Annotated in this window: 25 protein-coding genes; 17 read left to right on the forward strand and 8 right to left on the reverse strand. The window is 62.8% G+C overall.

Translation table 11 applies throughout. The annotated features are described in order from the left end of the window. The first annotated feature begins 41 nt into the window (after positions 1-41). From J7E36_RS04075 to J7E36_RS04085, 3 genes are all read left to right on the forward strand, one after another. Positions 42-914: a CheW domain-containing protein gene (locus tag J7E36_RS04075; RefSeq protein ID WP_215000127.1), complete on the forward strand. Its 873-nt coding sequence runs from the start codon at positions 42-44 to the stop codon at positions 912-914. A 72-nt stretch (positions 915-986) separates the two neighbouring features. Beyond that, a complete protein-coding gene (locus J7E36_RS04080; RefSeq protein ID WP_003183968.1) occupies positions 987-1,472 on the forward strand; it encodes a chemotaxis protein CheW in 486 nt (161 codons plus the stop codon). A gap of 1 nt (position 1,473) precedes the next feature. After that, a complete protein-coding gene (locus tag J7E36_RS04085; protein WP_215000129.1) occupies positions 1,474-1,869 on the forward strand; it encodes a DUF2802 domain-containing protein in 396 nt (131 codons plus the stop codon). 164 nt (positions 1,870-2,033) lie between these two features. Here J7E36_RS04085 and J7E36_RS04090 read toward each other — a convergent pair whose 3' ends face one another. Together J7E36_RS04090 and J7E36_RS04095 are read right to left on the reverse strand one after the other, a co-directional pair. Beyond that, positions 2,034-2,363, reverse strand: a complete 330-nt coding sequence (locus J7E36_RS04090; protein WP_215000131.1) for an EscU/YscU/HrcU family type III secretion system export apparatus switch protein — start codon at positions 2,361-2,363, stop codon at positions 2,034-2,036. After that, a complete protein-coding gene (locus J7E36_RS04095) occupies positions 2,360-3,931 on the reverse strand; it encodes a flagellar hook-length control protein FliK (RefSeq protein WP_215000132.1) in 1,572 nt (523 codons plus the stop codon). The genes J7E36_RS04090 and J7E36_RS04095 overlap by 4 nt, the downstream gene beginning before the upstream one ends. A gap of 198 nt (positions 3,932-4,129) precedes the next feature. On the opposite strand from J7E36_RS04095, the gene ccmA reads away from it, so the two are divergent. From ccmA to J7E36_RS04150, 11 genes are all read left to right on the forward strand, one after another. Further along, positions 4,130-4,765, forward strand: coding sequence for a cytochrome c biogenesis heme-transporting ATPase CcmA (gene ccmA / locus J7E36_RS04100; RefSeq protein ID WP_215000133.1), 636 nt, complete (start codon positions 4,130-4,132; stop codon positions 4,763-4,765). After that, positions 4,762-5,430, forward strand: a complete 669-nt coding sequence (gene ccmB / locus J7E36_RS04105; protein WP_003183957.1) for a heme exporter protein CcmB — start codon at positions 4,762-4,764, stop codon at positions 5,428-5,430. The genes ccmA and ccmB overlap by 4 nt, the downstream gene beginning before the upstream one ends. Before the next feature lie 94 nt (positions 5,431-5,524). Continuing rightward, complete coding sequence (locus tag J7E36_RS04110) at positions 5,525-6,280, forward strand: heme ABC transporter permease (RefSeq protein WP_215000135.1); 756 nt, start codon at positions 5,525-5,527, stop codon at positions 6,278-6,280. Continuing rightward, entirely contained in the window at positions 6,277-6,453 is a 177-nt protein-coding gene (gene ccmD / locus J7E36_RS04115) for a heme exporter protein CcmD (RefSeq protein ID WP_024778688.1), read from the forward strand. The genes J7E36_RS04110 and ccmD overlap by 4 nt, the downstream gene beginning before the upstream one ends. Beyond that, positions 6,450-6,905, forward strand: a complete 456-nt coding sequence (ccmE, locus tag J7E36_RS04120) for a cytochrome c maturation protein CcmE (RefSeq protein WP_215000137.1) — start codon at positions 6,450-6,452, stop codon at positions 6,903-6,905. Before ccmD ends, ccmE begins: the two co-directional genes overlap by 4 nt. 3 nt (positions 6,906-6,908) lie before the next feature. After that, the gene (locus tag J7E36_RS04125; protein WP_215000139.1) at positions 6,909-8,897 is read left to right on the forward strand and encodes a heme lyase CcmF/NrfE family subunit; all 1,989 of its coding nucleotides are present in this window, start codon (positions 6,909-6,911) and stop codon (positions 8,895-8,897) included. Further along, positions 8,894-9,430, forward strand: a complete 537-nt coding sequence (locus J7E36_RS04130; protein ID WP_215000141.1) for a DsbE family thiol:disulfide interchange protein — start codon at positions 8,894-8,896, stop codon at positions 9,428-9,430. The genes J7E36_RS04125 and J7E36_RS04130 overlap by 4 nt, the downstream gene beginning before the upstream one ends. Continuing rightward, positions 9,427-9,900, forward strand: a complete 474-nt coding sequence (locus J7E36_RS04135) for a cytochrome c-type biogenesis protein (RefSeq protein WP_215000143.1) — start codon at positions 9,427-9,429, stop codon at positions 9,898-9,900. Before J7E36_RS04130 ends, J7E36_RS04135 begins: the two co-directional genes overlap by 4 nt. Next, the gene (gene ccmI, locus J7E36_RS04140; RefSeq protein ID WP_215000145.1) at positions 9,893-11,098 is read left to right on the forward strand and encodes a c-type cytochrome biogenesis protein CcmI; all 1,206 of its coding nucleotides are present in this window, start codon (positions 9,893-9,895) and stop codon (positions 11,096-11,098) included. The genes J7E36_RS04135 and ccmI overlap by 8 nt, the downstream gene beginning before the upstream one ends. 14 nt (positions 11,099-11,112) lie before the next feature. Beyond that, positions 11,113-11,520 carry a hypothetical protein gene (locus tag J7E36_RS04145; RefSeq protein ID WP_215000147.1) on the forward strand — a complete coding sequence of 136 codons (408 nt, stop codon included), beginning with the start codon at positions 11,113-11,115 and terminating at the stop codon, positions 11,518-11,520. A 395-nt stretch (positions 11,521-11,915) separates the two neighbouring features. Beyond that, the gene (locus tag J7E36_RS04150) at positions 11,916-14,009 is read left to right on the forward strand and encodes an LTA synthase family protein (protein WP_215000149.1); all 2,094 of its coding nucleotides are present in this window, start codon (positions 11,916-11,918) and stop codon (positions 14,007-14,009) included. Between the two features lie 59 nt (positions 14,010-14,068). On the opposite strand, the gene J7E36_RS04155 is transcribed toward J7E36_RS04150, so the two are convergent. Next, positions 14,069-14,221, reverse strand: a complete 153-nt coding sequence (locus J7E36_RS04155; protein ID WP_215000151.1) for a DUF3309 family protein — start codon at positions 14,219-14,221, stop codon at positions 14,069-14,071. A 259-nt stretch (positions 14,222-14,480) separates the two neighbouring features. Between J7E36_RS04155 and J7E36_RS04160 the strand changes: the two genes are divergently transcribed. The 3 genes from J7E36_RS04160 to csrA all read left to right on the forward strand — a co-directional run bounded on the left by J7E36_RS04160 (position 14,481) and on the right by csrA (position 16,038). Further along, positions 14,481-15,296 (forward strand): SDR family oxidoreductase, encoded by an 816-nt coding sequence (locus J7E36_RS04160; RefSeq protein ID WP_215000153.1) that lies wholly within the window; start codon positions 14,481-14,483, stop codon positions 15,294-15,296. Between the two features lie 57 nt (positions 15,297-15,353). Next, entirely contained in the window at positions 15,354-15,686 is a 333-nt protein-coding gene (locus tag J7E36_RS04165; protein ID WP_215000155.1) for a YnfA family protein, read from the forward strand. 151 nt (positions 15,687-15,837) lie between these two features. Further along, complete coding sequence (csrA, locus tag J7E36_RS04170) at positions 15,838-16,038, forward strand: carbon storage regulator CsrA (protein WP_215000157.1); 201 nt, start codon at positions 15,838-15,840, stop codon at positions 16,036-16,038. Here the strand turns inward: csrA and J7E36_RS04175 are convergent. The 5 genes from J7E36_RS04175 to mnmC all read right to left on the reverse strand — a co-directional run bounded on the left by J7E36_RS04175 (position 16,027) and on the right by mnmC (position 23,598). Continuing rightward, entirely contained in the window at positions 16,027-16,254 is a 228-nt protein-coding gene (locus J7E36_RS04175) for a YheU family protein (RefSeq protein ID WP_215000159.1), read from the reverse strand. The two genes, csrA and J7E36_RS04175, sit on opposite strands and share 12 nt — an antisense overlap. A 196-nt stretch (positions 16,255-16,450) precedes the next feature. Beyond that, positions 16,451-17,641, reverse strand: coding sequence for an osmoprotectant NAGGN system M42 family peptidase (locus tag J7E36_RS04180; protein WP_251030496.1), 1,191 nt, complete (start codon positions 17,639-17,641; stop codon positions 16,451-16,453). A 142-nt stretch (positions 17,642-17,783) separates the two neighbouring features. Next, positions 17,784-19,529, reverse strand: a complete 1,746-nt coding sequence (gene ngg, locus J7E36_RS04185; RefSeq protein ID WP_215000162.1) for an N-acetylglutaminylglutamine synthetase — start codon at positions 19,527-19,529, stop codon at positions 17,784-17,786. A gap of 3 nt (positions 19,530-19,532) precedes the next feature. Next, complete coding sequence (locus J7E36_RS04190; RefSeq protein WP_215000164.1) at positions 19,533-21,305, reverse strand: N-acetylglutaminylglutamine amidotransferase; 1,773 nt, start codon at positions 21,303-21,305, stop codon at positions 19,533-19,535. Between the two features lie 310 nt (positions 21,306-21,615). Then, entirely contained in the window at positions 21,616-23,598 is a 1,983-nt protein-coding gene (mnmC, locus tag J7E36_RS04195; protein ID WP_215000166.1) for a bifunctional tRNA (5-methylaminomethyl-2-thiouridine)(34)-methyltransferase MnmD/FAD-dependent 5-carboxymethylaminomethyl-2-thiouridine(34) oxidoreductase MnmC, read from the reverse strand. Positions 23,599-23,740 lie beyond the last annotated feature (142 nt).

A 23,740-nucleotide genomic window follows, 5' to 3' on the forward strand; every position in this document is an offset into this window, starting at 1 on the left:
GTGTTCATGCCGATAACCTTTTCAAGTGGCGGACTTTTCCAATGAACCGCCCGATAAAGACCACCTCGCGTCCGCAACTGGCCTTGCAGTCCTACCTGGACGGGCTGTTGCAGGAAGCGACCGAAGAACTGCCACCGCAGCCAGGCGTGATCGAGGCGTTGCCCGAGCCCGTCGAAGCCGAAGCGGTGCTGGATGAATTCCAAGCGGCCGTGCTCGAAGAGCAGGCCCGTGATGCACGCACCTCAGTGGTTGCCGCAGCGGCCGAGGCACCGTTCGTCAAGCCGCAAGTGAAGGTCATGGACGCACCCGCGCCGATCCTGGCGCCGGTGTCGACGGTTGCACCGCTGTTGCAGGGCCTGGTGACGCCGGTGGTGGAAGTCCACCTGCCGCCAAGCAGCCCGCCACCGCCGGAGCCGACCGATGATCGTCCGAACTGGGCCGCTGAGCCGTTCGAGTGTCTGTTGTTCGATGTGGCCGGGTTGACCCTGGCAGTGCCCTTGGTGTGCCTGGGGTCGATTTACTCCCTGGCCGGGCAGGAACTGACGCCGTTGTTCGGCCAGCCGGAATGGTTCCTTGGGATCCTGCCGAGCCAGGCCGGCAACCTGAAGGTGCTGGATACTGCGCGCTGGGTAATGCCGGACCGTTATCGCGATGATTTTCGCCAGGGCCTGCAGTACGTGATTTCGGTGCAAGGCTACGAGTGGGGGCTGGCGGTGCATCAGGTCAGCCGTTCGCTGCGCCTGGACCCGAACGAGATCAAATGGCGCAGCCATCGAGGACAACGGCCATGGCTGGCTGGTACGGTGATCGAACACATGTGCGCCTTGCTGGACGTTTCCGAGTTGGCGGAGCTGATCGCCAGCGGCGGGGCAAAACACCTGGGCGGCAGCAAGCCGGTCCAGAAACCGAAATAACACAAACGGCTGCGCACAGCGTCGCCGGACAGAACACACGCCGCCACAGGCGGTTTTTCGAGGGGTCAGGGTATGAATGATAAGGCGTCGTCTCTCAAGGGTTCCGAAGATCCGATTTTGCAATGGGTGACCTTCAAGCTCGATAACGAAACCTACGGCATCAACGTGATGCGCGTTCAGGAAGTGCTGCGCTATACCGAGATCGCCCCGGTTCCGGGTGCACCCAGCTACGTGCTGGGCATCATCAACCTGCGCGGCAACGTGGTCACGGTGATCGACACCCGCCAGCGTTTCGGCCTGAGCTCCACCGAGGTCAACGACAACACCCGTATCGTGATCATCGAGGCCGACAAGCAAGTGGTCGGTATCCTCGTCGACAGCGTCGCCGAGGTGGTTTACTTGCGTCAGTCGGAAATCGAAACCGCGCCTAACGTCGGTAACGAAGAATCGGCCAAGTTCATCCAGGGCGTCTGCAACAAGAACAACGAGTTGCTGATCCTGGTCGAGCTGGAAAAAATGATGAGCGAAGAAGAGTGGTCGGAACTGGAGAGTATCTGATTTGATTCTTGAGGTAGCAGTCATTGTCCTGTTCCTTTTCTGGGCAGGCACGCTGGCGATGTTCGTGGCGTATGTGCGCGACCAGCGGCAAGTTGCCGCTCAGCAGGCCCAAGGCGATGCGCTGCGCGATCAGCGCATCAAGGAACTGGCCAAGCGCGTCGACGACTATCAGAACGGCACCGTGCGCATGGGCGAAGCGCTCCATGAGCTGCGTGCCGTGGTCGGGCCGTTGCCGGACAAACTCGCCCAGCTGGAGCAGCGCGATCCTTCCACCCTGTCCTTCGCCCAGGCCGCCCGCCTGGTCGGCATGGGCGCCAGCGTCGACGAATTGACCCAAGCCTGCGGCCTGACCCAGGCCGAGGCGGAGTTGATGAGCAAGTTGCATAAGGGCGGTTGAGCGTTTCAGAGTCAGCTAGTCAAGGATCAAGCGACGCAACACCTGTGGGAGCAAAGCTTGCTCGCGATAGCGGCAGACCAGCCAATATGGTCGTCGACTGTCTGTGCCAATCGCGAGCAAGCTATGCTCCCACAGGCGCCCTGACCACAGTCATGCAAGTGGTCTCAGTAATCGTCCCCACGCTCAGTCACATCTTTCTCGATACTCGGCGCGTTCGGGTCGTAGCCCTTGGGGAATTTGCCTTTCAGGTTCCAGGCAAACGCGATGATCTCGGCGATCGTGCGGTACAACTCCTCCGGAATGCTGTCGCCCAATTCCAGCCTGGCGAGCAGTTTCACCAACTCGGCGTTTTCATAGATCGGCACTTCGCTGTCCCGGGCGATCCGCAGGATCTCCTCGGCCAGGGCTTCGTCGCCCTTGGCGGTGAGGGTCGGGGCGTGGTGGCCGTCGTATTTGAGGGCGATGGCCTGGCGCGGTTCGGTGTGGGTTGTCATGCGGTTTCGTCCACCCAGCGTTGTTCCAGGCGAGTCTTGGGTCCCTGGGGCGGGATGCCGAGGTGGCAGTCAAGGTCGCCGACGTTCAGTCCGCAGGTCACGAGGCGCTCACGCAGTGCCGTGAGGTTGCTTTCGATCAGGTTCGCGGTGTAGGGCCGTAGCGCCCATAACTGGCTCGACAGGCTGCCGCTGAGCAACTGGGCCTGAATCTGCAGCGGCCCCAGTGGCTCCATGTCGAACGCAAGTTCAACTCGCCAGAGTTGCTGTTTCGGCTCATGTTCTTCCCGGCGCTCGTTGGGTTGCTCCCGAGGCGGCGTTTCCTCGCGCTGGAGCTTGACCTGCAGCGGCACGATGTCCTGCAGGTTGCGCATTGGGATCTCCAGTTGCCAGGTACTCATCAGTCGACCGTCGTCGGTCAGGCCCGTCTGTTCCAGACTCGACAACTGATGGCTTTGCAGGCGCGACACGGCGGCGGCGGCCAGGCGCAACAGGTGTTCCAGGTCGCCGTCTTCGTCCTGTTCTTTCAACAGCCGCGAGGGCAACGGAAAACTGGTGGGTTGCGGCTTGGCGCTGACCTGGCCGAGCATCCCCAAGGCGCTGCGCACAAAGCTGGGCAGGGCCTGGGCCAGGGTGTTGGCGGCGATGATGGCACCGAGATTGGTGGAGGCGGGCAGGGCCGGTGTCAGTTGGGCGATCAACTTCAGCAGGTCGCCTTTGAGGTCCGCTGCCTGCCCCGGCGGTTGCCCGGCGAGCAGTTTGCTTTCCAGGAACACCCCGCTGGCTGCCATGGCCTGGGCCAGCCCTTTGGGCGTACTCAATTGCTGGACATCCGGCAGGCCCGCCAACAGGCGCGTCACGGCGGCACGCAGCTCAGTGCCGGTATCGTCGGTGACGGGAAGGTTCTGCAGGACACTGATCAGGCTGTCCAGCGAGCCTTGGCGACTCACCTGGGTGACCAGTTGCTGGCTCACCGCCAATTGCTCCTGGCGGTTGCTCAAGGGGACGAATTTCAACGACTGGGCATCTTGCACCTGGGCGCTCAACAGCGTGCCGATACGCAGCGGCTGCGGGCTGTCGATGTCCAAGGTGGCGCCGGCCTGGGCTGTATTCACCAGGCTCACCAGCGACCGATACACCGCCGGCTGCCCCGGCACTTGCGGCAACGGCTGGCTGGTCAGCACCTTGCCTTGCAACAGGGTGCCAACCGGTATCTGCGTGGTATCGATTCGAGTGAGGGTGGCGACGCTGGAGGCAATTGCCTGCTGCACGGTAATCGCCAGGTTACTCGCTGACGGCTGGGTCACCGCCAGGCTGGTGCCCTGCGGCAGCGGCTGGGTGCTGGTGGCCTGCACCGTGGTCTGGCGGCCGCTCTCCAGGGTGACTTTGAGCAACAGCTGGAAAGTCTGGTCGGCCTGCTTGAGCGAAAGCACTTCGGCACTGGCCGTCTGGCCTGCACCGATCAGGCCTTCGGCGGGTGTCAGTAGTTTGAGCAGCTCGCCACTGACCACCGGCGCACGCGTCGTCGCTGGGGTCTGGGGCAGCGGCAGGATGTTCATGTCGCCTGTCATCTGCGGTCTTACCTGAGGAAAATAAGCCCTCTTTAGAGTAGGGCACGGCATGTATAATGCCGCCCGTCTTACAGGGAGTGGCGAAAACCTTGCAATTGTTTGACGTAGCTCTGTGGAACAGGCCGTCAATGCATCTATGCTGCATCTCTTTAACGGCCACTGCACCGCCGACTTGAACCGTATAAGGCCCGCGATCCCTTGACCAGTCCTCTCCTGCAAACCGTCGGCCTCGCCTGTGAGCGAGACTTGCGGCTGCTTTTCGAAGATCTCGAGCTGAAACTCTCGCCTGGCGATATGGTGCAGGTCAGTGGCCCCAACGGCAGCGGCAAGACCAGCCTGTTACGGCTGCTGGCGGGGTTGATGCAGCCGACTGCCGGCCAGGTGCTGCTCAACGGTCAATCCTTACAGGACCAGCGCAGCGAACTGGCGCGCAACCTGCTCTGGATCGGCCACGCCGCCGGTATCAAGGACCTGCTCACGCCGGAAGAAAACCTCAGCTGGCTCTGCGCACTGCATCGACCGGCCGAGCGCGAGGCGATCTGGCAGGCGCTGGCGACGGTGGGCTTGCGCGGCTTCGAAGACGTGCCGTGCCATACCTTGTCCGCCGGCCAGCAGCGCCGGGTGGCCCTGGCCCGCTTGTACCTGGACAGCCCGCCGCTGTGGATTCTCGACGAGCCCTTTACCGCCCTGGACAAGCAGGGTGTGGCGCAGCTCGAGGAACACCTGGCCCGGCACTGCGAGCGCGGCGGCATGGTTGTCTTGACTACCCACCACACGCTGGCGCGGATGCCGTCCGGTTATCGCAGCATCGATCTGGGGAACTGGGCGGTATGAGCGTGTTTGGCTTATTACTGGCCCGCGAGGCGCGCCTGCTGTTCCGCCGTCCGGCCGAGTTGGCCAACCCGTTGGTGTTCTTCGCGATCGTCATCGCGCTGTTCCCGCTGGCGGTCGGACCGGAGACTCAATTGTTGCAAACCTTGTCGCCAGGACTGGTCTGGGTCGCGGCACTTTTGTCGGTCCTGCTCTCGCTGGACGGGCTTTTCCGCAGTGATTTCGAAGACGGTTCCCTGGAACAGTGGGTCCTTTCGTCGCACCCCCTGGCCCTTCTGGTTTTAGCCAAGGTACTGGCACACTGGGTTTTTTCCGGGTTGGCGCTGGTGCTGCTCTCACCGCTGCTGGCCATGATGCTGGGCTTGCCCGCCGCCTGCATGCCGGTGCTGCTGGTATCGCTGCTGTTGGGGACGCCGGTGCTGAGCCTGCTCGGTGCGGTAGGCGCGGCATTGACGGTGGGCTTGAAACGCGGCGGCTTGCTATTGGCGTTGCTGATCCTGCCGTTGTATATCCCGGTGTTGATCCTCGGCAGTGGCGCCTTGCAAGCCGCATTGCAGGGCATGCCGGCGACCGGTTATCTGCTCTGGCTGGGTAGCCTGACCGCCCTGGCGATAACCCTTACACCCTTTGCAATAGCCGCTGGCCTGAAGATCAGCGTCGGCGAATAATAATGAGGCCTGGTCAAAAACTGACCACTTCCCTGGAAGTAAAGGCCGCCCCGGCGGTTCGTGATGACGAGCCGCAACCGTGATGGAAACAGCAATGAACTGGACCTGGTTTCATAAGCTTGGCTCACCCAAGTGGTTCTACGGCATCAGCGGCAAACTGCTGCCCTGGCTGAGCATCGCCGCTCTGCTGCTGATCGGCTCCGGCATCGTCTGGGGGCTGGCCTTCGCCCCGCCGGATTACCAGCAGGGCAACAGTTTCCGCATCATCTACATCCATGTGCCCACCGCGATGCTGGCCCAGTCCGTCTACGTGATGCTGGCGGTGTGCGGGGTGGTCGGGCTGGTCTGGAAGATGAAACTGGCCGATGTCGCCCTGCAATGCGCAGCGCCGATCGGCGCGTGGATGACCGCCGTGGCGCTGGTTACCGGAGCGATCTGGGGCAAGCCGACCTGGGGCTCGTGGTGGGTCTGGGATGCCCGACTGACGTCGATGCTGATCCTGCTGTTCCTGTACTTCGGTCTTATTGCGCTGGGCAACGCCATCAGCAATCGTGACAGCGCCGCCAAGGCTTGCGCGGTGCTGGCAATTGTCGGCGTGATCAACATCCCGATCATCAAGTATTCGGTGGAGTGGTGGAACACCCTGCATCAGGGCGCCACCTTCACCCTCACCGAAAAGCCGGCGATGCCCGTCGAGATGTGGCTGCCGCTGTTGCTGACGGTGTTGGGTTTCTACTGTTTCTTCGGCGCGGTGCTGTTGCTGCGCATGCGCCTCGAAGTGCTCAAGCGTGAGGCCCGGGCCAGTTGGGTGAAGGCCGAAGTGCAGAACAGCCTGGAGGCCGCTCGATGAGTTTCGCTTCATTCGGCGATTTCCTCGCCATGGGTCATCATGGCCTGTATGTCTGGTCAGCCTATGGCATCTGCCTGGCGGTGCTGGTGCTCAACGTGGCGGTGCCGATCCTGGCCCGCAAGCGGTATCTGCAACAAGAGGCGCGTCGTCTGCGCCGGGAGAACGGTCAGTGAATCCGCTGCGCAAAAAACGTCTTGTCATCATTCTGGCGATCCTGGTAGGTGTCGGCGCTGCGGTCGGCCTGGCCCTGAGCGCCTTGCAGCAAAACATCAACCTGTTCTACACCCCGACCCAGATCGCCAACGGCGAAGCGCCGCAAGACACGCGCATCCGCGCCGGAGGCATGGTCGAGAAGGGCTCGCTGGTGCGTTCCGGGGACTCACTGGACGTGAAATTCAACGTCACCGACTTCAACAAGACCGTCACCATCACTTACCGCGGCATCCTCCCGGACCTGTTCCGCGAGGGGCAGGGCATCGTCGCCCTGGGCAAGCTCAACGCCGAGGGCGTGGTGGTGGCCGACGAAGTGCTGGCCAAGCACGATGAAAAATACATGCCGCCGGAAGTGACCAAGGCCCTGAAAGACAGCGGCCAGTCGGCGCCTGCTCCCGTGAAGGAGGGTTGATCGATGACCACCGGTATCTTTATTCCCGAGTTGGGCCACCTGGCGATGATCCTGGCCCTGTGCTTTGCCCTGGTGCAGGCCGTGGTGCCGCTACTGGGTGCCTGGCGCGGCGACCGCTTGTGGATGAGCCTGGCCCAGCCGGCCGCCTGGGGGCAGTTCGCCTTCATGGTGTTCGCCTTCGGGTGCCTGACCTATGCCTTCATGACCGACGACTTTTCCGTGGCCTACGTCGCCAACAACTCCAACAGCGCCTTGCCCTGGTACTACAAGTTCAGCGCGGTATGGGGTGCCCATGAAGGTTCACTGCTGCTCTGGGCGCTGATCCTCGCTGGCTGGACCTTCGCCGTGTCGGTGTTCTCCCGGCAGTTGCCCCAGGTGATGTTGGCCCGGGTGTTGGCGGTGATGGGCATGATCAGCACCGGTTTCCTGCTGTTCCTGATCGTCACGTCCAACCCGTTTGAACGCATCCTGCCGCAGATGCCGATGGATGGCCGTGACCTCAATCCGTTGCTGCAGGACATCGGCCTGATCGTGCACCCGCCGATGCTCTACATGGGCTATGTCGGTTTCTCCGTGGCCTTCGCCTTCGCCATCGCCGCGTTGCTGGGCGGGCGCCTCGATGCGGCCTGGGCCCGCTGGTCGCGGCCGTGGACCATTGTCGCCTGGGCCTTCCTCGGCATCGGCATCACCCTCGGTTCGTGGTGGGCCTACTACGAACTCGGCTGGGGCGGCTGGTGGTTCTGGGACCCGGTGGAAAACGCCTCGTTCATGCCCTGGCTGGTGGGCACGGCGCTGATTCACTCCCTGGCCGTGACGGAAAAACGCGGCGTGTTCAAGAGCTGGACCGTGCTGTTGGCGATCGCGGCGTTCTCCCTGAGCCTGTTGGGAACCTTCCTGGTGCGTTCCGGCGTGCTGACCTCGGTGCATGCCTTCGCCTCGGACCCCGAGCGCGGCGTGTTCATCCTGATGTTCCTGCTGTTCGTGGTCGGCGGTTCGCTGACGTTGTTCGCCCTGCGGGCGCCGGTGGTCAAGAGCCAGGTCGGTTTCAACCTCTGGTCGCGGGAAACCCTGCTGCTGGGCAACAACCTGGTGCTGGTGGTGGCCGCGTCGATGATCCTGCTGGGTACGCTGTACCCGCTGGTGCTCGATGCGCTGTCCGGGGCGAAGCTGTCGGTCGGACCGCCGTACTTCAATGCGCTGTTCATTCCGCTGATGGCGATCCTGATGGTGGTCATGGCCATCGGCATGCTGGTGCGTTGGAAAGACACCCCGGTCAAGTGGCTGCTGGGCATGCTCACGCCCGTGCTGTTGGGCACGGCTGCCCTGGCCGTGGTCGCCGGCGTGGCGTACGGCGACTTCAACTGGGCAGTGCTGGCAACTTTCGTGCTGGCGGCCTGGGTGTTGCTGGCCGGCGTGCGGGACATCTTCGACAAGACCCGGCACAAGGGCCTGATCAAGGGCCTGCCGACCCTGACCCGCAGTTACTGGGGCATGCAGGTCGCCCACCTGGGCATCGCCGTCTGCGCCCTGGGCGTGGTGCTGTCCAGCCAGAACAGCGCCGAGCGCGACCTGCGCCTGGCGCCGGGACAGTCCATGAGCCTGGCCGGCTATCAATTCGTGTTCGAAGGAGCGAAACATTTCGAGGGCCCGAACTTCACGTCCGACAAAGGCACCGTTCGGGTCATTCGCAATGGCCAGGAAGTGACCGTGTTGCACCCGGAGAAGCGCCTGTACACCGTACAGAACTCGGTAATGACCGAAGCCGGGATCGACGCCGGTTTCACCCGCGACCTCTATGTGGCACTGGGTGAATCCCTGGGCGACGGCGCCTGGGCGGTGCGGGTGCACGTCAAGCCGTTCGTACGCTGGATCTGGTTCGGTGGCTTGCTTACGGGCCTGGGCGGGGTACTGGCGGCGCTGGATCGGCGTTATCGGGTCAAGGTGAAAACCCGGGTGCGCGAAGCCCTGGGCGTGACGGGAGCCACTGCATGAGACGTTGGTTGATGGTGTTGCCGCTGGCGCTGTTCCTGCTGATGGCGGTCTTTCTGTACCGGGGGCTCTACCTGAACCCGGCCGAGTTGCCCTCGGCGATGATCGGCAAGCCGTTCCCGGCGTTTTCCCTGCCGTCGGTGCAAGGTGACAAGACCTTGACCCGCGCCGACCTGCTGGGCAAACCGGCGCTGGTCAACGTCTGGGGCACCTGGTGCATCTCGTGCCGGGTCGAGCACCCGGTGTTGAATAAACTGGCCCAGAACGGCGTGGTGATCTACGGCGTCAATTACAAGGACGTCAACGTCGATGCCTTGAAATGGCTCGCCGAGTTCCATAACCCGTATCAACTGGACATCCGCGATGAAGAGGGCTCCCTGGGCCTGAACCTGGGTGTCTATGGCGCGCCGGAAACCTTCTTCATCGACGCCAAGGGCGTGATCCGCGACAAGTATGTCGGGGTGATCGACGAACAGGTCTGGCGTGAGAAACTGGCCGCCAAATACCAGGCACTGGTCGATGAGGCCAAGCCATGAAGCGTTGGCTGGCCGCCGCCATTCTCGGACTGAGCCTCGTGGGTGTGGCCCACGCCGCCATCGATACCTACGAGTTCGCCAACGAAGGCGAACGTGATCGGTTTCGCGAACTGACCAAGGAACTGCGCTGCCCCAAGTGCCAGAACCAGGACATCGCCGACTCCAATGCGCCGATTGCCGCCGACCTGCGCAAGGAAATCTTCCGCATGCTCGGCGAGGGCAAGGACAACCAGCAGATCATCGACTTCATGGTCGACCGCTACGGTGAGTTCGTGCGCTACAACCCCGCCCTGTCGTCCAAGACCGCGTTGCTTTGGTTCGGCCCCGCCGGGCTGTTGCTCGGCGGCTTCGTGGTCATTGCGCTGATCGTGCGCCGCCGTCGGGTGCAGCGCACGGCCGCCCCGGACACGCTTTCTGTCGAAGAGCGCCAGCGCCTCGACCAACTGTTGGATAAAACCAAGCATGATTGATTTCTGGCTCGCCGCAGGTCTGCTTCTCCTGGTTGCCCTGAGTTTCCTGTTGATCCCCGTGCTGCGGGTCCGTCGCGCCCAGCGGGAAGAGGACCGTACCGCGCTCAACGTGGCGCTGTATCAGGAGCGCGTTGCCCAATTGCAGGCCGAGCAGGAGGAGGGCGTGCTCAACGCCGCGCAGCTGGACACCGGTCGCGCCGAAGCCGCCCGCGAACTGCTCGCTGACACCGAGGGCGCCGATGCGCCCCGTGAATCCCGCTTGGGCAAGCCCTTGCCGTTGCTCGCGGCGGTGCTGGTGCCAGTGTTGGGCATGGCGCTGTACCTGCATTTCGGCGCCAGCGACAAGGTCGCGTTGACCCGCGAGTTCGCCCAGGCACCCCAGTCGATGGAGGAGATGACCCAACGCCTGGAGCGTGCGGTGGCGGCGCAACCGGATAACGCCGAGGGCTTGTACTTCCTGGGTCGGACCTACATGGCCCAGGACCGGCCGGCGGATGCCGCGAAGATCTTCGAGCGCACCGTGGCGGTGGCCGGGCGGCAGCCCGAGCTGCTGGGCCAATGGGCCCAGGCGCAGTATTTTGCCGACGGCAAGAAATGGTCGGACAAAACCGAGGCCCTGACTGACGAGGCGCTCAAGCTTGATCCAAAGGAAGTCACCAGCCTCGGTCTGTTGGGCATTGCCGCCTTCGAGGGCGAGCGCTATCAGGACGCGATCGATTACTGGGGACGTTTGCTGGTGGAGCTGCCTGAGGGGGACAAGTCCCGTGAGGCGTTGCAGGGCGGCATCAACCGCGCCACCGAGAAGCTGCAGGCCAGCGGCGGCAGGGTGGTCGTCCAGGCTCCAGCGGCCAAGGCCGGCGCGCTGCTCAAGGTGCGTGTCGACCTGGCGCCGGCCCTCAAGGCCAAGGTCCAGCCGGGCGACAGCGTGTTCGTCTTCGCCCGCGCCGCTTCCGGCCCGCCGGCACCGCTGGCGGCCAAGCGCCTGACCGTCGCCGACCTGCCGGTTACCGTGGAGCTGGGCGACGCGGACGCGATGATGCCGCAACTGAAACTGTCGAACTTCCCTGAAGTCCAACTGGTGGCACGCATCTCCCGGGCCGGGCAACCGACGTCCGGCGAGTGGATCGGCCGCAGCCAGCCCCTGGCGAGCAGCACCACCGTGCAGCAGCAATTGACCATCGACAGCCCGGATAAATAACAGGAATTCGCACCATGACCGCCATCGCTCGTATCACCCTGCTCACGCTCGTCATGGGCCTGAGCGCTTGTGCGGTTCAGCGCCCGCCAGAGCCGTCGACACCACTGCCACCGATTCCTCCGTCGACTCCGACCACCAAGCCTGGCCCGTCCACGCCGCCGGGCAAGCCGGTTACGCCAAACAAACCGGCCAAGCCCGTGCCGCGCACCTCTGCCAGCTTCGCCCCGCCGCCGGGTGGCAACAGCCACTGGGATGCCAAGCTGGGGGTCTATGTGCTGGATAACCAGACCAATACCTTTTATCGCCAACGCACCTATTACCGCTGGAACAACGGCTGGAGCCGCTCCGTCAGCCCGAATGGCCCATGGGAAGACACCACCATCGAAGGCGTGCCGGCGGGGTTGGGGCGGCAGTTCCACTGAGTAATGAGCTCCCCTGTGGCGAGGGGATTTATCTCCGTTGGGCTGCGAAGCAGCCCTAAAATCTGCTGGCTCGGTGTGTCAGGCAGATTGAGTCTACTGTGATGGGGCCGCTTCGCTGCCCAGCGGGTATAAATCCCCTCGCCACAATAAGGTTCGCCTGAACTCTACGGTGAGCCGGGCATTTTGTGTTTCTGAATATTCATTGAACGAAATTTTCACAAAATCTTGCGGACAATCCCCCGCGCCGTTATTGCCGCCGGTTATTTAATGGCAATGCCATAGCCGTTCGTGCAAACATTTGCGCACTCGCGCAAGCCCCGGGCCAGGCATTGGCCAACAGAGGGCGCGCCGTTGTTCTTTTTTGTCACTCAAACTCCAATAGGTCCTTAAACGACATGGCAATCCCGGACGCCCTGAGTCAGCAGCGCACTACGCATCGCCTGCTGCAACCGACCGTCAAATCGCACCTGGCCTACACGCTGCTTTGCGCACTGGTGATGATGGTCATGTTCAGCCTGCTGCGCGTGGCGCTGCTGGTCTACAACCGCCAGATGATCCTCGACACCCCGGCCTCGACCTTCGTCGAGGCGTTCGTCAACGGCCTGCGTTTCGACCTGCGCCTGGTGGTCTACCTCAGCATCCCGTTGCTGCTGGCGTTGTTCAGCGCAAGGGCCATGGCCGCGCGTGGCTTCTTTCGTTTCTGGTTGACCGTCACCTCCAGCATCGCGCTGTTCCTGGGCCTGATGGAGATGGATTTCTACCGTGAATTCCACCAGCGCCTCAACGGCTTGGTCTTCCAGTATGTAAAGGAAGACCCGAAGACCGTGATGAGCATGCTCTGGTACGGTTTCCCGGTGGTGCGCTACTTGCTGGCCTGGGCCGTCGGCACCGTCATCCTGAGCCTGGCGTTCAAGGGCGCCGACCGTGCCACCCGACCGCGTGGGCCTTTCAGTGGCGGTAGCATCGGCACGCGCCAGATCGCCCCGTGGTACGGCCGCGTGGCCGTGTTCATCGTCTGCTTGCTGGTGGCGGTGGTTGCCGCCCGTGGCACGCTGCGCCAGGGCCCGCCGCTGCGCTGGGGCGACGTGTACACCACCGATTCGAACTTCGCCAACCAGCTGGGCCTCAACGGCACGCTGTCGCTGGTGGCGGCGGCCAAGAGCCGGATGTCCGAAGACCGTGACAACATCTGGAAAGCCACCCTCGCTCAACCGCTGGCTCAGCAGACTGTGCGCGACATGCTGGTGATGCCCGACGACAAGCTGGTGGATTCCGAGACCGCCGCCGTGCGCCGCGACTACACGCCGCCGGCCGACAAGACGCTGCCCATCAAGAACGTGGTAGTGATTCTCATGGAAAGCATGGCTGGTCACTCGGTGGGCGCCCTGGGCGCACCGGGCAACATCACGCCATACCTGGACAAACTGTCCAAGGAAGGCCTGCTGTTCGATCGCTTCTTCTCCAACGGCACCCACACCCACCAAGGCATGTTCGCCACCATGGCGTGCTTCCCGAACCTGCCGGGTTTCGAATACCTGATGCAGACGCCGGAAGGCAGCCACAAGCTGTCGGGCCTGCCGCAACTGCTCAGCGCCCGTGATTACGACGACGTGTATGTCTACAACGGCGATTTTGCCTGGGACAACCAGTCGGGGTTCTTCAGCAACCAGGGCATGACCAACTTCATCGGGCGCAATGACTTCGTCAACCCGGTGTTCTCCGACCCGACGTGGGGCGTGTCCGACCAGGACATGTTCGACCGTGGCCTGGTCGAGCTCAAGGCGCGGGAAAACGGCAAGCCGTTCTATGCCTTGCTGCAAACCCTGTCCAACCATACGCCGTATGCACTGCCGACGCCGTTGCCAGTTGAACGGGTCACCGACCGTGGCAGCCTGAACGAACACCTGACCGCCATGCGTTACGCCGACTGGGCCCTGGGCCAGTTTTTCGAGAAAGCCCGCAAGGAGCCGTACTTCAAGGAAACCCTGTTTGTCGTGGTCGGTGACCATGGCTTTGGCAACGAACGCCAGATCACCGAAATGGACCTGGGTCGTTTCAATGTGCCGATGCTGCTGATCGGCCCCGGCATCCAGGAAAAGTTTGGCCAGCGTAGCCACACGGTGGGCACCCAGGTCGATATCGTACCGACCATCATGGGCCGCATCGGCGGGCAGGTGCGCAACCAGTGCTGGGGTCGCGACCTGTTGAACCTGCCCCAGGGCGATACCGGTTTCGGCGTGATCAAGCCATCGGGCAGTGAGCAGACCACGGCCATTGTTCACGATGACCAGATCCTGGTGCTGCCGAAGGACAAGGAAATGGCGCCGAAGATGTACCGTTATGAGCTGGGTGCCAACCCCCATGCGGAAATCATCCCGGACGCGCCGGACACCGCGCAGATGAAGCTCAAGCTTGAAGCGTTCCTGCAGACGGCTACCAAGAGTCTGTTGGACAACACCGCCGGTGTAGTGGACGGCAAGCCTGACTGATAGTCGGCGAGCATAAAAAAAGAGGCCTCAAAGGCCTCTTTTTTTATGCGCTTAGTGGGTCATATCTTGCCCATTAACAGCAGGACCAGCAGTACCACCAACACTACACCGATAATACCGGACGGGCCGTAACCCCAACTTCTGGAGTGCGGGAAGACCGGCAGGCCGCCGATCAGCAGGAGGATCAGGATAACGATAAGAATTGTGCCCATTGTAGATTTCCTTATTGGTCAGTTCTGGGGTGATGCCATCTATAAATGCCAGCGCGCGTGTTCAATCGGGGCGGCTTACTATGTCCGACCGTAACGTCCTGTAAAAAATTCAATGTTTTTTGCGGCAATAGCCCAGTGGGAGCAAGCTTTGCCTCCCACAAGTTTGCCCTCGCCATTCAGCAATTTGATGGAGCGTGGGTCCGAAGGGGTCCTTCGCTACACTCGGCCTATCTCTCCCGGAACAACAAGGCTGTCTGCTATGCAAAACCGCATGATGATCACCGGTGCCGGCTCTGGCCTGGGTCGCGAAATCGCGCTGCGCTGGGCCCGCGAAGGCTGGCGTCTGGCCTTGTCGGATGTCAGTGAGCCGGGCCTCCTGGAAACCCTGAAGTTGATACGCGAGGCCGGTGGCGATGGTTTCATCCAGCGCTGCGATGTGCGCGATTACAGTCAATTGACGGCGTTCGCCCAGGCCTGCGAAGAGAAGTTCGGCGGCATCGACATCATCGTCAACAACGCCGGCGTGGCCTCGGGCGGGTTCTTCGCCGAACTGTCCCTGGAGGACTGGGACTGGCAGATCGCAATCAACCTGATGGGCGTAGTCAAGGGCTGCAAGGCGTTCCTGCCATTGCTGGAAAAGAGCCGCGGCAAGATCATCAACATCGCCTCCATGGCCGCCCTGATGCAAGGTCCTGCCATGAGCAACTACAACGTGGCCAAGGCTGGCGTGGTGGCATTGTCGGAAAGCCTGTTGATTGAACTGGCCCAGCAGGAAGTCGACGTGCACGTGGTTTGCCCGTCGTTTTTCCAGACCAATCTGCTGGACTCTTTCCGGGGCCCGACCCCGGCCATGAAAGCGCAGGTCGGCAAGTTGCTGGAAAGCTCGCCCATCAGCGCCGCCGACATCGCCGATTACATCTATCAGCAGGTTGCCCAGGGCGAATTCATGATCCTGCCCCATGAGCAGGGCCGTATGGCCTGGGCCCTGAAGCAGAAGAATCCGCAGTTGCTGTACGACGAAATGACCGTCATGGCCGACAAGATGCGCGCCAAGGCCCGACAGAACCTGAGTTGACCTGGCGGCGCGGTGTCCTCAGGATGGCGCCATTCGGCCTTCCTGATGGACACGCTCATGCTCAACTACTTGTGGTTTTTTCTCGCCGCGCTGTTTGAAATCGCCGGCTGCTACGCCTTCTGGATGTGGCTGCGCCAGGGCAAGAGTGTCTGGTGGGTCGTGCCGGCCTTGTTCAGCCTGACCCTGTTTGCCCTGTTGCTGACCCGCATCGAAGCCACCTATGCCGGGCGCGCCTACGCCGCCTATGGCGGCCTCTACATCATTGCCTCGATTGGCTGGCTGGCTCTGGTAGAGCGGGTGCGGCCGCTGGGTTCCGATTGGATCGGCGTAGCGCTCTGCGTGCTGGGCGCGAGCGTGATTCTGTTCGGCCCGCGCTTCTCGGCGCCATGAAATAAACAGGAATTTCTGGGGTTTTTGCAGGAAGTTTCCTTCAGCCGCCAGCGCTTTGCGTGTAGGGCCTTACTGATTTCTCACGGGTGCCTTGAGAACGTGAGGCAGGCCGGGCATGGTCAAGGTCCAGACATTCTTAAGGACAAGGACTATGCTCGTACTAAGCCGTGCTGTGGGTGAATTGATTTCCATCGGTGACGATATTTCCGTCCGCGTGCTGTCGATTACCGGCGGCACCGTGCGTTTTGGCGTGGAAGCGCCACGGCACATCGATGTACATCGCTCCGAAATCTACGAAAAGATCCAGAAGAAGAAAGCCAACGCCCTTCGCAAGGCCTGCTCAGTCGAATAGGTGCTTGGGTACGTCGTGCTTGAGCATCAGCTGGCACTGCTCGCTTTCAGGGTCGAAGACGATCAGTGCCTGGCCTTTGGTCAACGCTTGCCGTACCCGTAGCACGCGGGTTTCGAGGGGCGTTTCGTCGCCGTTGTCGGTGCCGTCGCGGGTCACGAAATCCTCGATCAGGCGGGTGAGCGTGTCGACTTCCAGTTGGTCGTGGGGAATCAGCATGGGGTACCTCGGCTAGACAATGTCGCGATGCTACGACCAATGGGCCGTTGCGGCTAGCCTTTGGGTTTTTGTGTGGCTGTGATTACGCCTTCGCGAGCAAGCCCGCTCCCACAGGTGTGCATGGCGCAGATCCATTGTGGGAGCAGGCTTGCTCGCGAAGGCGATTTTCCTCACAACAACTGTCTTGAACCTGTACTCAGTTGTCCGAGCGCTGCCCCAGAAGGCTATCCACCGAAGGCACCCGGGTATCGCTCTCCATCTGCGCATCGTGCTCTATCTGGTGACTGAAGCGGTCCAGCGAACCTTGGGCCGGTTGCGCGTCGCTGGCAAACACCGGTGGGCTGAGGATGTAGGCACCGAGCAAGCGACTGAGGGCGGCCAGGCTGTCGATGTGGGTGCGTTCGTAGCCATGGGTGGCATCGCAGCCGAAGGCGAGCAGGGCGGTGCGGATGTCATGGCCGGCGGTAATGGCCGAATGGGCATCGCTGAAGTAGTAGCGGAACAGGTCGCGGCGCGCCGGCAGCTCGTTTTCCTTGGCCAGTTTCAACAGGTGTCGCGACAGGTGATAGTCATAGGGGCCGCCGGAGTCCTGCATCGCCACGCTGACCGCGTGTTCACTTGAGTGCTGGCCTGGTGCGACCGGAGCGATGTCGATGCCGACGAACTCACTGACGTCCCAAGGCAAGGCGGCCGCCGCGCCGCTGCCGGTTTCTTCGGTAATGGTGAACAGCGGATGGCAGTCGATCAACAGCTCTTCGCCGCTGTCGACAATCGCCTTGAGCGCCGCCAGCAGCGCGGCGACGCCGGCCTTGTCGTCCAAGTGGCGGGCACTGATGTGACCGCTTTCAGTGAACTCGGGCAGGGGGTCGAAGGCCACGTAGTCGCCGATGCCCACCCCCAGGGTTTCGCAATCGGCGCGGGTGGTGCAATAGGCGTCCAGGCGCAGTTCGATGTGGTCCCAACTGATGGGCATCTCATCCACGGCGGTATTGAACGCATGCCCGGAGGCCATCAACGGCAGCACGCTGCCACGGATCACGCCGGTGTCGGTGAACAGGCTGACCCGGCTGCCTTCGGCGAACCGGCTGGACCAGCAGCCCACCGGGGCCAGGGTCAGGCGCCCGTTGTCCTTGATGGCCCGCACCGAGGCGCCGATGGTGTCCAGGTGTGCCGATACGGCCCGGTCGGGGCTGTTCTTGCGGCCCTTGAGGGTGGCCCGGATCGTGCCGCGGCGGGTCATTTCAAACGGTATACCCAATTCTTCAAGCCGCTCGGCGACATAACGCACGATGGTGTCGGTGAAGCCGGTAGGGCTGGGAATGGCGAGCATTTCCAGCAGGACTTTTTGCAGGTATTCGAGATTCGGTTCGGGGATCTTGCTGATCATGGGAACTCCTGATCGGTTGAGTACATGATCCTTCCCACGCTCTGCGTGGGAATGCAGCCGCTGACGCTCCGCGTCATCTGGACGCGGAGCGTCCCTTGAGGCATCACGCCGAGGTGGGAACGATCGGTACACTACAAAAGCGTCAGGCCACCGCCTGGCTATGGGGAAACAACAGGTCCACAAAGCGTTCTGCGGTGGGTTGCGGTTCGTGGTTGGCCAGGCCCGCGCGTTCGTTGGCTTCAATGAACACGTAGTCGGGCTGATCGGCCGCAGGCACCAGCAGGTCAAGGCCGACCATGGGAATGTCCAACGCCCGGGCGGCGCGTACCGCCGCGTCGGCCAGGGTCGGATGAAGGATGCCGGTGACGTCCTCCAACACCCCGCCCGTATGCAGGTTCGCCGTACGCCGTACGAACAGGTGTTCCCCGGCTGGCAGGACGCTGTCGTAGTCAAAGCCTGCCGCTTTCAGCGTACGTTCGGTCTCGGCGTCCATCGGGATTTTGCTTTCGCCGCCTGTGGCAGCCTGGCGCCGACGGCTCTGGGCTTCGATCAGTGCGCCGATGGTGTGCTGACCGTCGCCGATCACTTCGGCCGGGCGCCGGATGGCCGCCGCCACCACGTCAAAGCCGATCACCAGGATCCGCAGGTCCAGCCCTTCGTGGAAGCTCTCCAGCAGCACCTGGCTGTCGAACTGCCGCGCCGCTTCGATGGCGTTCTGCACGTCTTCGATAGTGCGCAGATCCACCGCCACGCCCTGGCCCTGTTCACCGTCCAGGGGCTTGACCACGACGCGCTCGTGCTCATCGAGAAACGCCAGGTTGTCGTCGGCATTGCCTGCCAGCTGTTGCGCCGGCAGGTTCAGGCCGGCGTTTTTCAGCACGTTGTGGGTCAGGCTTTTGTTCTGGCACAAGGTCATGCTGATGGCGCTGGTCAGGTCGCTCAGGGATTCGCGGCAACGCACCCGGCGGCTGCCATGGACCAGGGTGAACAAGCCGGCTTCGGCATCGTCCACCTGGACTTCGATGCCGCGACGGTGGGCTTCCTCGACAATGATCCGCGCATAGGGATTGAATTGCGCCTCCGGGCCCGGGCCGAGGAACAGCGGCTGGTTGATGCCGTTCTTGCGTTTGATGGCGAATGTCGAGAGGTTGCGAAAGCCAAGCTTGGCGTAGAGGTTTTTCGCCTGGCGATTGTCGTGCAACACCGACAGGTCGAGGTAGCTCAGGCCGCGGCTCATGAAATGCTCGATAAGGTGCCGCACCAGCACTTCACCCACGCCGGGCCGGGAGCATTGCGGATCCACGGCAAGGCACCAGAGGCTGCTGCCGTTTTCCGGATCGTTGAAGGCTTTCTGGTGATTGAGGCCCATGACGCTGCCGATCACCGCACCGGTGTCGTCGTCTTCGGCCAGCCAGTACACCGGGCCGCCCTCATGGCGCGGGGTCAGCCGTTGCGGATCGATGGGCAGCATGCCCCGGGCCTGATAAAGCTGGTTGATGGCTTGCCAATCGGTATCGCTTTGGGCGCGGCGAATGCGAAAGCCACGGAACACCCGCGTGGCCTGGCGATAGTCGCTGAACCACAGGCGCAGGGTGTCGGACGGGTCGAGGAACAGATTCGCCGGTTCCAGTCCCAATACTTGCTGGGGCGCGGCGACGTACAAGGCAATGTCGCGCTCGCCGGACTGCTCATTGAGCAGTTCCTGGGCCAGGCAGGCCGGGTCTGGAAAGGTGTGGCCGATCAGCAGTCGGCCCCAGCCGCAATGCACCGCGATCGGGTCGGCGCCCAAAGTGCTGCCATCTTCGGCCAGGCGTGCCTGCAAGCGTTCATAGGAAGGCGCCTGGCCGCGCAAAAGGCGCTGGTTGTGGACGGTAGGGTGGGGTTTCATCAATCAGATTCCTTGCTCGCTGAGCCACAGGTTCAGCGCCGCCAGTTGCCACAGCCGTGAGCCGCGCAACGGGGTGAGTTGGCCATTGGGGTCGGTGAGCAGACGGTCGAGCATTGCCGGTTGAAACAGGCCGCGATCCTGGCTCGGATCCAGCAGCAGTTCGCGGACCCAGGCCAGCGTGTCACCTTCCAGGTGTTTGAGACCCGGCACCGGGAAATAGCCTTTCTTGCGATCGATCACCTCGCCGGGGATCACCCGTCGGGCGGCTTCCTTGAGCACCTGCTTGCCGCCGTCGGGCAGCTTGAACTTCGCCGGGACCCGGGCCGAAAGTTCCACCAGTCGGTAGTCGAGGAACGGCGTGCGTGCTTCCAGGCCCCAGGCCATGGTCATGTTGTCGACGCGCTTGACCGGGTCGTCCACCAGCATCACCGTGCTGTCCAGGCGCAGGGCCTTGTCGACCGCGGCATCGGCGCCCGGTTGGGCGAAATGCTCCTTGACGAAGTCGCCGGCGGCGTCGTTGGCCGTCAGCCATTTCGGTTGCACGGTGGTGGCGTATTCCTCGTAGCTGCGGTCGAAGAACGCGGCGCGATAGGCCGCGTAGGGATCGCTGGCGCCGTCCACTTGCGGGTACCAGTGGTAGCCGGCGAACAGCTCGTCGGCGCCCTGGCCGCTTTGCACCACTTTGCAGTGCTTGGCCACTTCCCGCGACAGCAGGTAAAAGGCGATGCAGTCGTGGCTGACCATCGGTTCGCTCATGGCACGGAAGGCCGCCGGCAGTTGTTCGATGATCTCTTTTTCGTCGATGCGCAACTGGTGATGGCGCGTGCCGTAGTGCTTGGCGATCAGGTCCGAATACTGGAACTCGTCTCCGCGCTCGCCGCCGGCATCCTGGAAGCCGATGGAGAAGGTCGACAAGTCTTCCACGCCGACTTCCCGCAACAGCCCCACCAACATGCTCGAATCCACACCACCCGATAGCAGCACGCCGACATCCACGGCGGCTCGCTGGCGAATGGCGACCGCTTCGCGGGTGCTGTCGAGCACGCGGTCGACCCAGTCTTCCAGGTTGAGATTCTGCTCATCGGCGCGGGGGCCGTAGGGCAGGGTCCACCAGGTTTTCTGCTCGGTGCTGCCGTCGGCTTCTACGCGCATCCAGGTGGCGGGCGGCAGCTTTTCAACGCCGGCCAGCAAGGTGCGTGGCGCCGGGACCACCGCATGGAAATTCAAGTAATGGTTGAGGGCCACCGGGTCGAGCATCGGGCTGATGTCACCGCCCTTGAGCAGCGCCGGCAGCGCCGAGGCGAAGCGCAAGCGCTGGCCGGTGCGCGACAGGTACAGCGGCTTGACGCCGAGGCGGTCGCGGGCGATGAACAGCCGCTTGGCGTCCCGCTCCCAGATGGCGAAGGCAAACATGCCGTTGAGCTTGGGCAGCAGTGCTTCGCCCCAGGCATGGTAGCCCTTGAGCAGCACTTCGGTGTCGCCGCCGGAATGAAACGCGTAGCCCAGCGCTTCCAGTTCGACGCGCAATTCGGGGAAGTTGTAGATCGCACCGTTGAACGCCAGGGACAGGCCCAGTTGATTGTCGATCATCGGCTGCGCCGAGCCATCGGACAGGTCCATGATTTTCAGGCGACGATGGCCCAGGGCAATCGGCCCCTGGCTATGAAACCCCCAGGCATCAGGGCCGCGAGGGGCCAGGTGATGGGTGATTCGCTCTACGGCCGCAAGATCCGCAGGTTGTTGATCGAAACGTAATTCTCCAGCTAATCCGCACATAAGTCCTTACCGGTTTTTCCGTTGGGGAGGGGTCAAACAGATGCGCCAAAAATGGCGTCTACCCTGAAACTGACCGGGGGGATTGCTGTGAGTTTTAGATCGATGCGTTATAAGCCGACAAGTGGGTGCCGTTGGGTTGCCTTATCACCCAAGGCATGCGGAACCTGTGGGAGCGAGCCTGCTCGCGATAGCGGTGGGTCAGCTAACTCATGCGCCACTGATTTACCGCTATCGCGAGCAGGCTCGCTCCCACATTGGATCTTCCACATTGGATCTCCCATATTGGGTTGTGGTGTGGGGTTGGGGTGTGTCAGGCCTTGCCCCGGATCAGCGCCCGCAAGGCAAACCGGTTCGGGTGGCAGGCTTCGGCCACGCTTCGCGGCAGCGGTAGAGGTTCATTGTCGAGCCAGGCGGCGATCAATTCGCCCGACAGCGGGGCGGTGATCAGGCCGCGAGAACCGTGGCCGCTATTGATGTACAAACCGTCGAGCCAGGGGCAAAGGCTGTCCGGGACCTGGCGCGCGTCTTTGCTCAGGGCCTGGTAGGCCTCGTTGAATCCCCGACTGTCAGCCAGCGGCCCGACTATCGGCAGATAGTCCGGGCTGGTGCAGCGAAACGCCGCGCGCCCTTCGAGCCGTTGCGGGTCGAGGGTCGTCGCGCCCAGGCGGTCCAGCAGGTCCACGGAGATCTCTTCAAGCATCTGCAGGTTACCGGCGTGTTCGGCAGCGGTGGGGGTCAGGTCGTCATTGGTGAAATCGAAGCTGGCGCCCAGGGTGTGTTCACCCAGGCGCGACGGCGCTACGTAGCCTTCGGCGCAGACCACCGTCGCCAGGCTCTGGCTGCGTGCGGTTTGCGGCAGGCGGGTGATTTGTCCGCGAATGCGCTTGAGGGGCAGATCGGCAGCCGATTCGAAACGTTTGATCTCGGCGGCACTGGCGAGGATCACCACGGGCGCACTGGCCAGGCAGCGTTCGCCGTCCCATGCTTGCCATTGGTCATCGATGCGGCGCAGTTCCAGTACTTCATGATGCGGTTGCACATCAATCGTCGCCCCCGAGGCTTGCCAGCGACACAACGCCGGCGGATGCACCCAACCCCCTTCGGGATAAAACAGCCCGCCGCAGGCCACGCTGATCCCGGATTGAACCTGCGCCTCTGGCTGATTCAGGATGTACAGCAGATCGCGTGGAAACGCCTCGGCCAGTTGCGCCTGGCGCTCGGCTTCCTTGCGGTTGAAAGCCAGTTGCAAGACCCCGCAGCCGTCCCAGTCAACGCCCCGTTGCAAGTGCTCCAGCATTCGTCGCGTGTAGCCGAAGCCGCTGAGAATCATCTGCGACAAGGCGGTGCCGTGGGCGGACAACTTGAGGTACAGCACACCCTGCGGGTTGCCGGAAGCCTCTTCGGCCAACCCCGCGTGACGTTCCAACAGCGTCACCTGCCAGCCCCGGGCGGCAAGGCTCGCTGCGCTGGCACAGCCGGCCAGGCCACCACCGATGACCAGTGCCCGCCGTTCGCCGGTGAGCGAAGCGGGGCGGGCGTACCAGGGTTTTGCCGTGGCCGGCGCCGGTGCTTGCTCCGGCCAGCCGAGGAACACCCCGCGCAGGATTTCCCACTTATGGCCGATGCCCGGCGTGCGCTTCATTTTGAAGCCCGCCGCGTTCAACAACCGCCGTACCCAGCCGGTGCTGGTGAAGGTGCTGAGGGTCGACCCGGGTGCCGCCAGCCGTGCCAGTTCGGCAAACAGTTCGGCGGTCCACATCTCGGGGTTCTTGGCCGGCGCGAAACCGTCGAGGAACCAGGCATCGATCTGGGCATCCAGTTGTGGCAACTGCTCCAGCGCGTCGCCGATCAACAGGGTCAGCGTCACGCGCCCGTTCGCCAAGGCCAGGCGTTGGAAACCCTGGTGGATGGCAACGTACTGCTCCAGCAATTGATCCGCTTGTGATTTCAGTGGCGGCCACAGGGCCAAGGCTCGCTCCAGGTCCTCGCGGCTCAAGGGGTATTTCTCGACGCTGACAAAATGCAGCCGCGCCCCGACGGGTGCGCATTGTTCAAACAGTTGCCAGGCGCAAAGGAAGTTCAGGCCGGTGCCAAACCCGGTTTCGCCGATCACCAGGCGCCCATCGTGGGGCAGCGCGGCGAAACGCTCGGCCAGGTTGTTCTGTTCAAGGAACACGTAACGGGTTTCATCCAGCCCCGACCGGTCGGAAAAATACACATCGTCGAACACCCGCGAGCGCGGGCGACCCTGGTCATCCCAGTCGAGTTGGGCGTGTTGCTGGATGGGCGTCATGGCGGGCTCGGTGAAAACTGGGTGACCATTCTAGCTGATCCGGAAAGCCGAAAACGCGGAGCGTCCGTAGACGCATGCCCACGCAGAGCGTGGGAATACTCCGGGCAGGGCTACACCTGGCGGTATCCAATCCGCTAGTCTT

Origin of the sequence: Pseudomonas fluorescens, from assembly GCF_018614775.1 — a bacterium.
GTDB lineage: Bacteria > Pseudomonadota > Gammaproteobacteria > Pseudomonadales > Pseudomonadaceae > Aquipseudomonas > Aquipseudomonas fluorescens_BY.

Bases quoted from the DNA above. Each gene is read 5' to 3' on its own strand.
- J7E36_RS04075 (WP_215000127.1), top strand. From the start codon at position 42: ATGAACCGCCCGATAAAGACCACCTCGCGTCCGCAACTGGCCTTGCAG.
- csrA (WP_215000157.1), top strand. From the start codon at position 15,838: ATGCTCGTACTAAGCCGTGCTGTGGGTGAATTGATTTCCATCGGTGAC.
- ccmD (WP_024778688.1), top strand. From the start codon at position 6,277: ATGAGTTTCGCTTCATTCGGCGATTTCCTCGCCATGGGTCATCATGGC.
- J7E36_RS04165 (WP_215000155.1), top strand. From the start codon at position 15,354: ATGCTCAACTACTTGTGGTTTTTTCTCGCCGCGCTGTTTGAAATCGCC.
- J7E36_RS04090 (WP_215000131.1), bottom strand. From the start codon at position 2,363: ATGACAACCCACACCGAACCGCGCCAGGCCATCGCCCTCAAATACGAC.
- J7E36_RS04145 (WP_215000147.1), top strand. From the start codon at position 11,113: ATGACCGCCATCGCTCGTATCACCCTGCTCACGCTCGTCATGGGCCTG.
- J7E36_RS04160 (WP_215000153.1), top strand. From the start codon at position 14,481: ATGCAAAACCGCATGATGATCACCGGTGCCGGCTCTGGCCTGGGTCGC.
- ccmI (WP_215000145.1), top strand. From the start codon at position 9,893: ATGATTGATTTCTGGCTCGCCGCAGGTCTGCTTCTCCTGGTTGCCCTG.
- ngg (WP_215000162.1), bottom strand. From the start codon at position 19,529: ATGAAACCCCACCCTACCGTCCACAACCAGCGCCTTTTGCGCGGCCAG.
- J7E36_RS04180 (WP_251030496.1), bottom strand. From the start codon at position 17,641: ATGATCAGCAAGATCCCCGAACCGAATCTCGAATACCTGCAAAAAGTC.
- J7E36_RS04135 (WP_215000143.1), top strand. From the start codon at position 9,427: ATGAAGCGTTGGCTGGCCGCCGCCATTCTCGGACTGAGCCTCGTGGGT.
- J7E36_RS04095 (WP_215000132.1), bottom strand. From the start codon at position 3,931: ATGACAGGCGACATGAACATCCTGCCGCTGCCCCAGACCCCAGCGACG.
- J7E36_RS04080 (WP_003183968.1), top strand. From the start codon at position 987: ATGAATGATAAGGCGTCGTCTCTCAAGGGTTCCGAAGATCCGATTTTG.
- J7E36_RS04110 (WP_215000135.1), top strand. From the start codon at position 5,525: ATGAACTGGACCTGGTTTCATAAGCTTGGCTCACCCAAGTGGTTCTAC.
- J7E36_RS04155 (WP_215000151.1), bottom strand. From the start codon at position 14,221: ATGGGCACAATTCTTATCGTTATCCTGATCCTCCTGCTGATCGGCGGC.
- J7E36_RS04125 (WP_215000139.1), top strand. From the start codon at position 6,909: ATGACCACCGGTATCTTTATTCCCGAGTTGGGCCACCTGGCGATGATC.
- J7E36_RS04190 (WP_215000164.1), bottom strand. From the start codon at position 21,305: ATGTGCGGATTAGCTGGAGAATTACGTTTCGATCAACAACCTGCGGAT.
- mnmC (WP_215000166.1), bottom strand. From the start codon at position 23,598: ATGACGCCCATCCAGCAACACGCCCAACTCGACTGGGATGACCAGGGT.
- J7E36_RS04175 (WP_215000159.1), bottom strand. From the start codon at position 16,254: ATGCTGATTCCCCACGACCAACTGGAAGTCGACACGCTCACCCGCCTG.
- J7E36_RS04130 (WP_215000141.1), top strand. From the start codon at position 8,894: ATGAGACGTTGGTTGATGGTGTTGCCGCTGGCGCTGTTCCTGCTGATG.
- ccmB (WP_003183957.1), top strand. From the start codon at position 4,762: ATGAGCGTGTTTGGCTTATTACTGGCCCGCGAGGCGCGCCTGCTGTTC.
- J7E36_RS04150 (WP_215000149.1), top strand. From the start codon at position 11,916: ATGGCAATCCCGGACGCCCTGAGTCAGCAGCGCACTACGCATCGCCTG.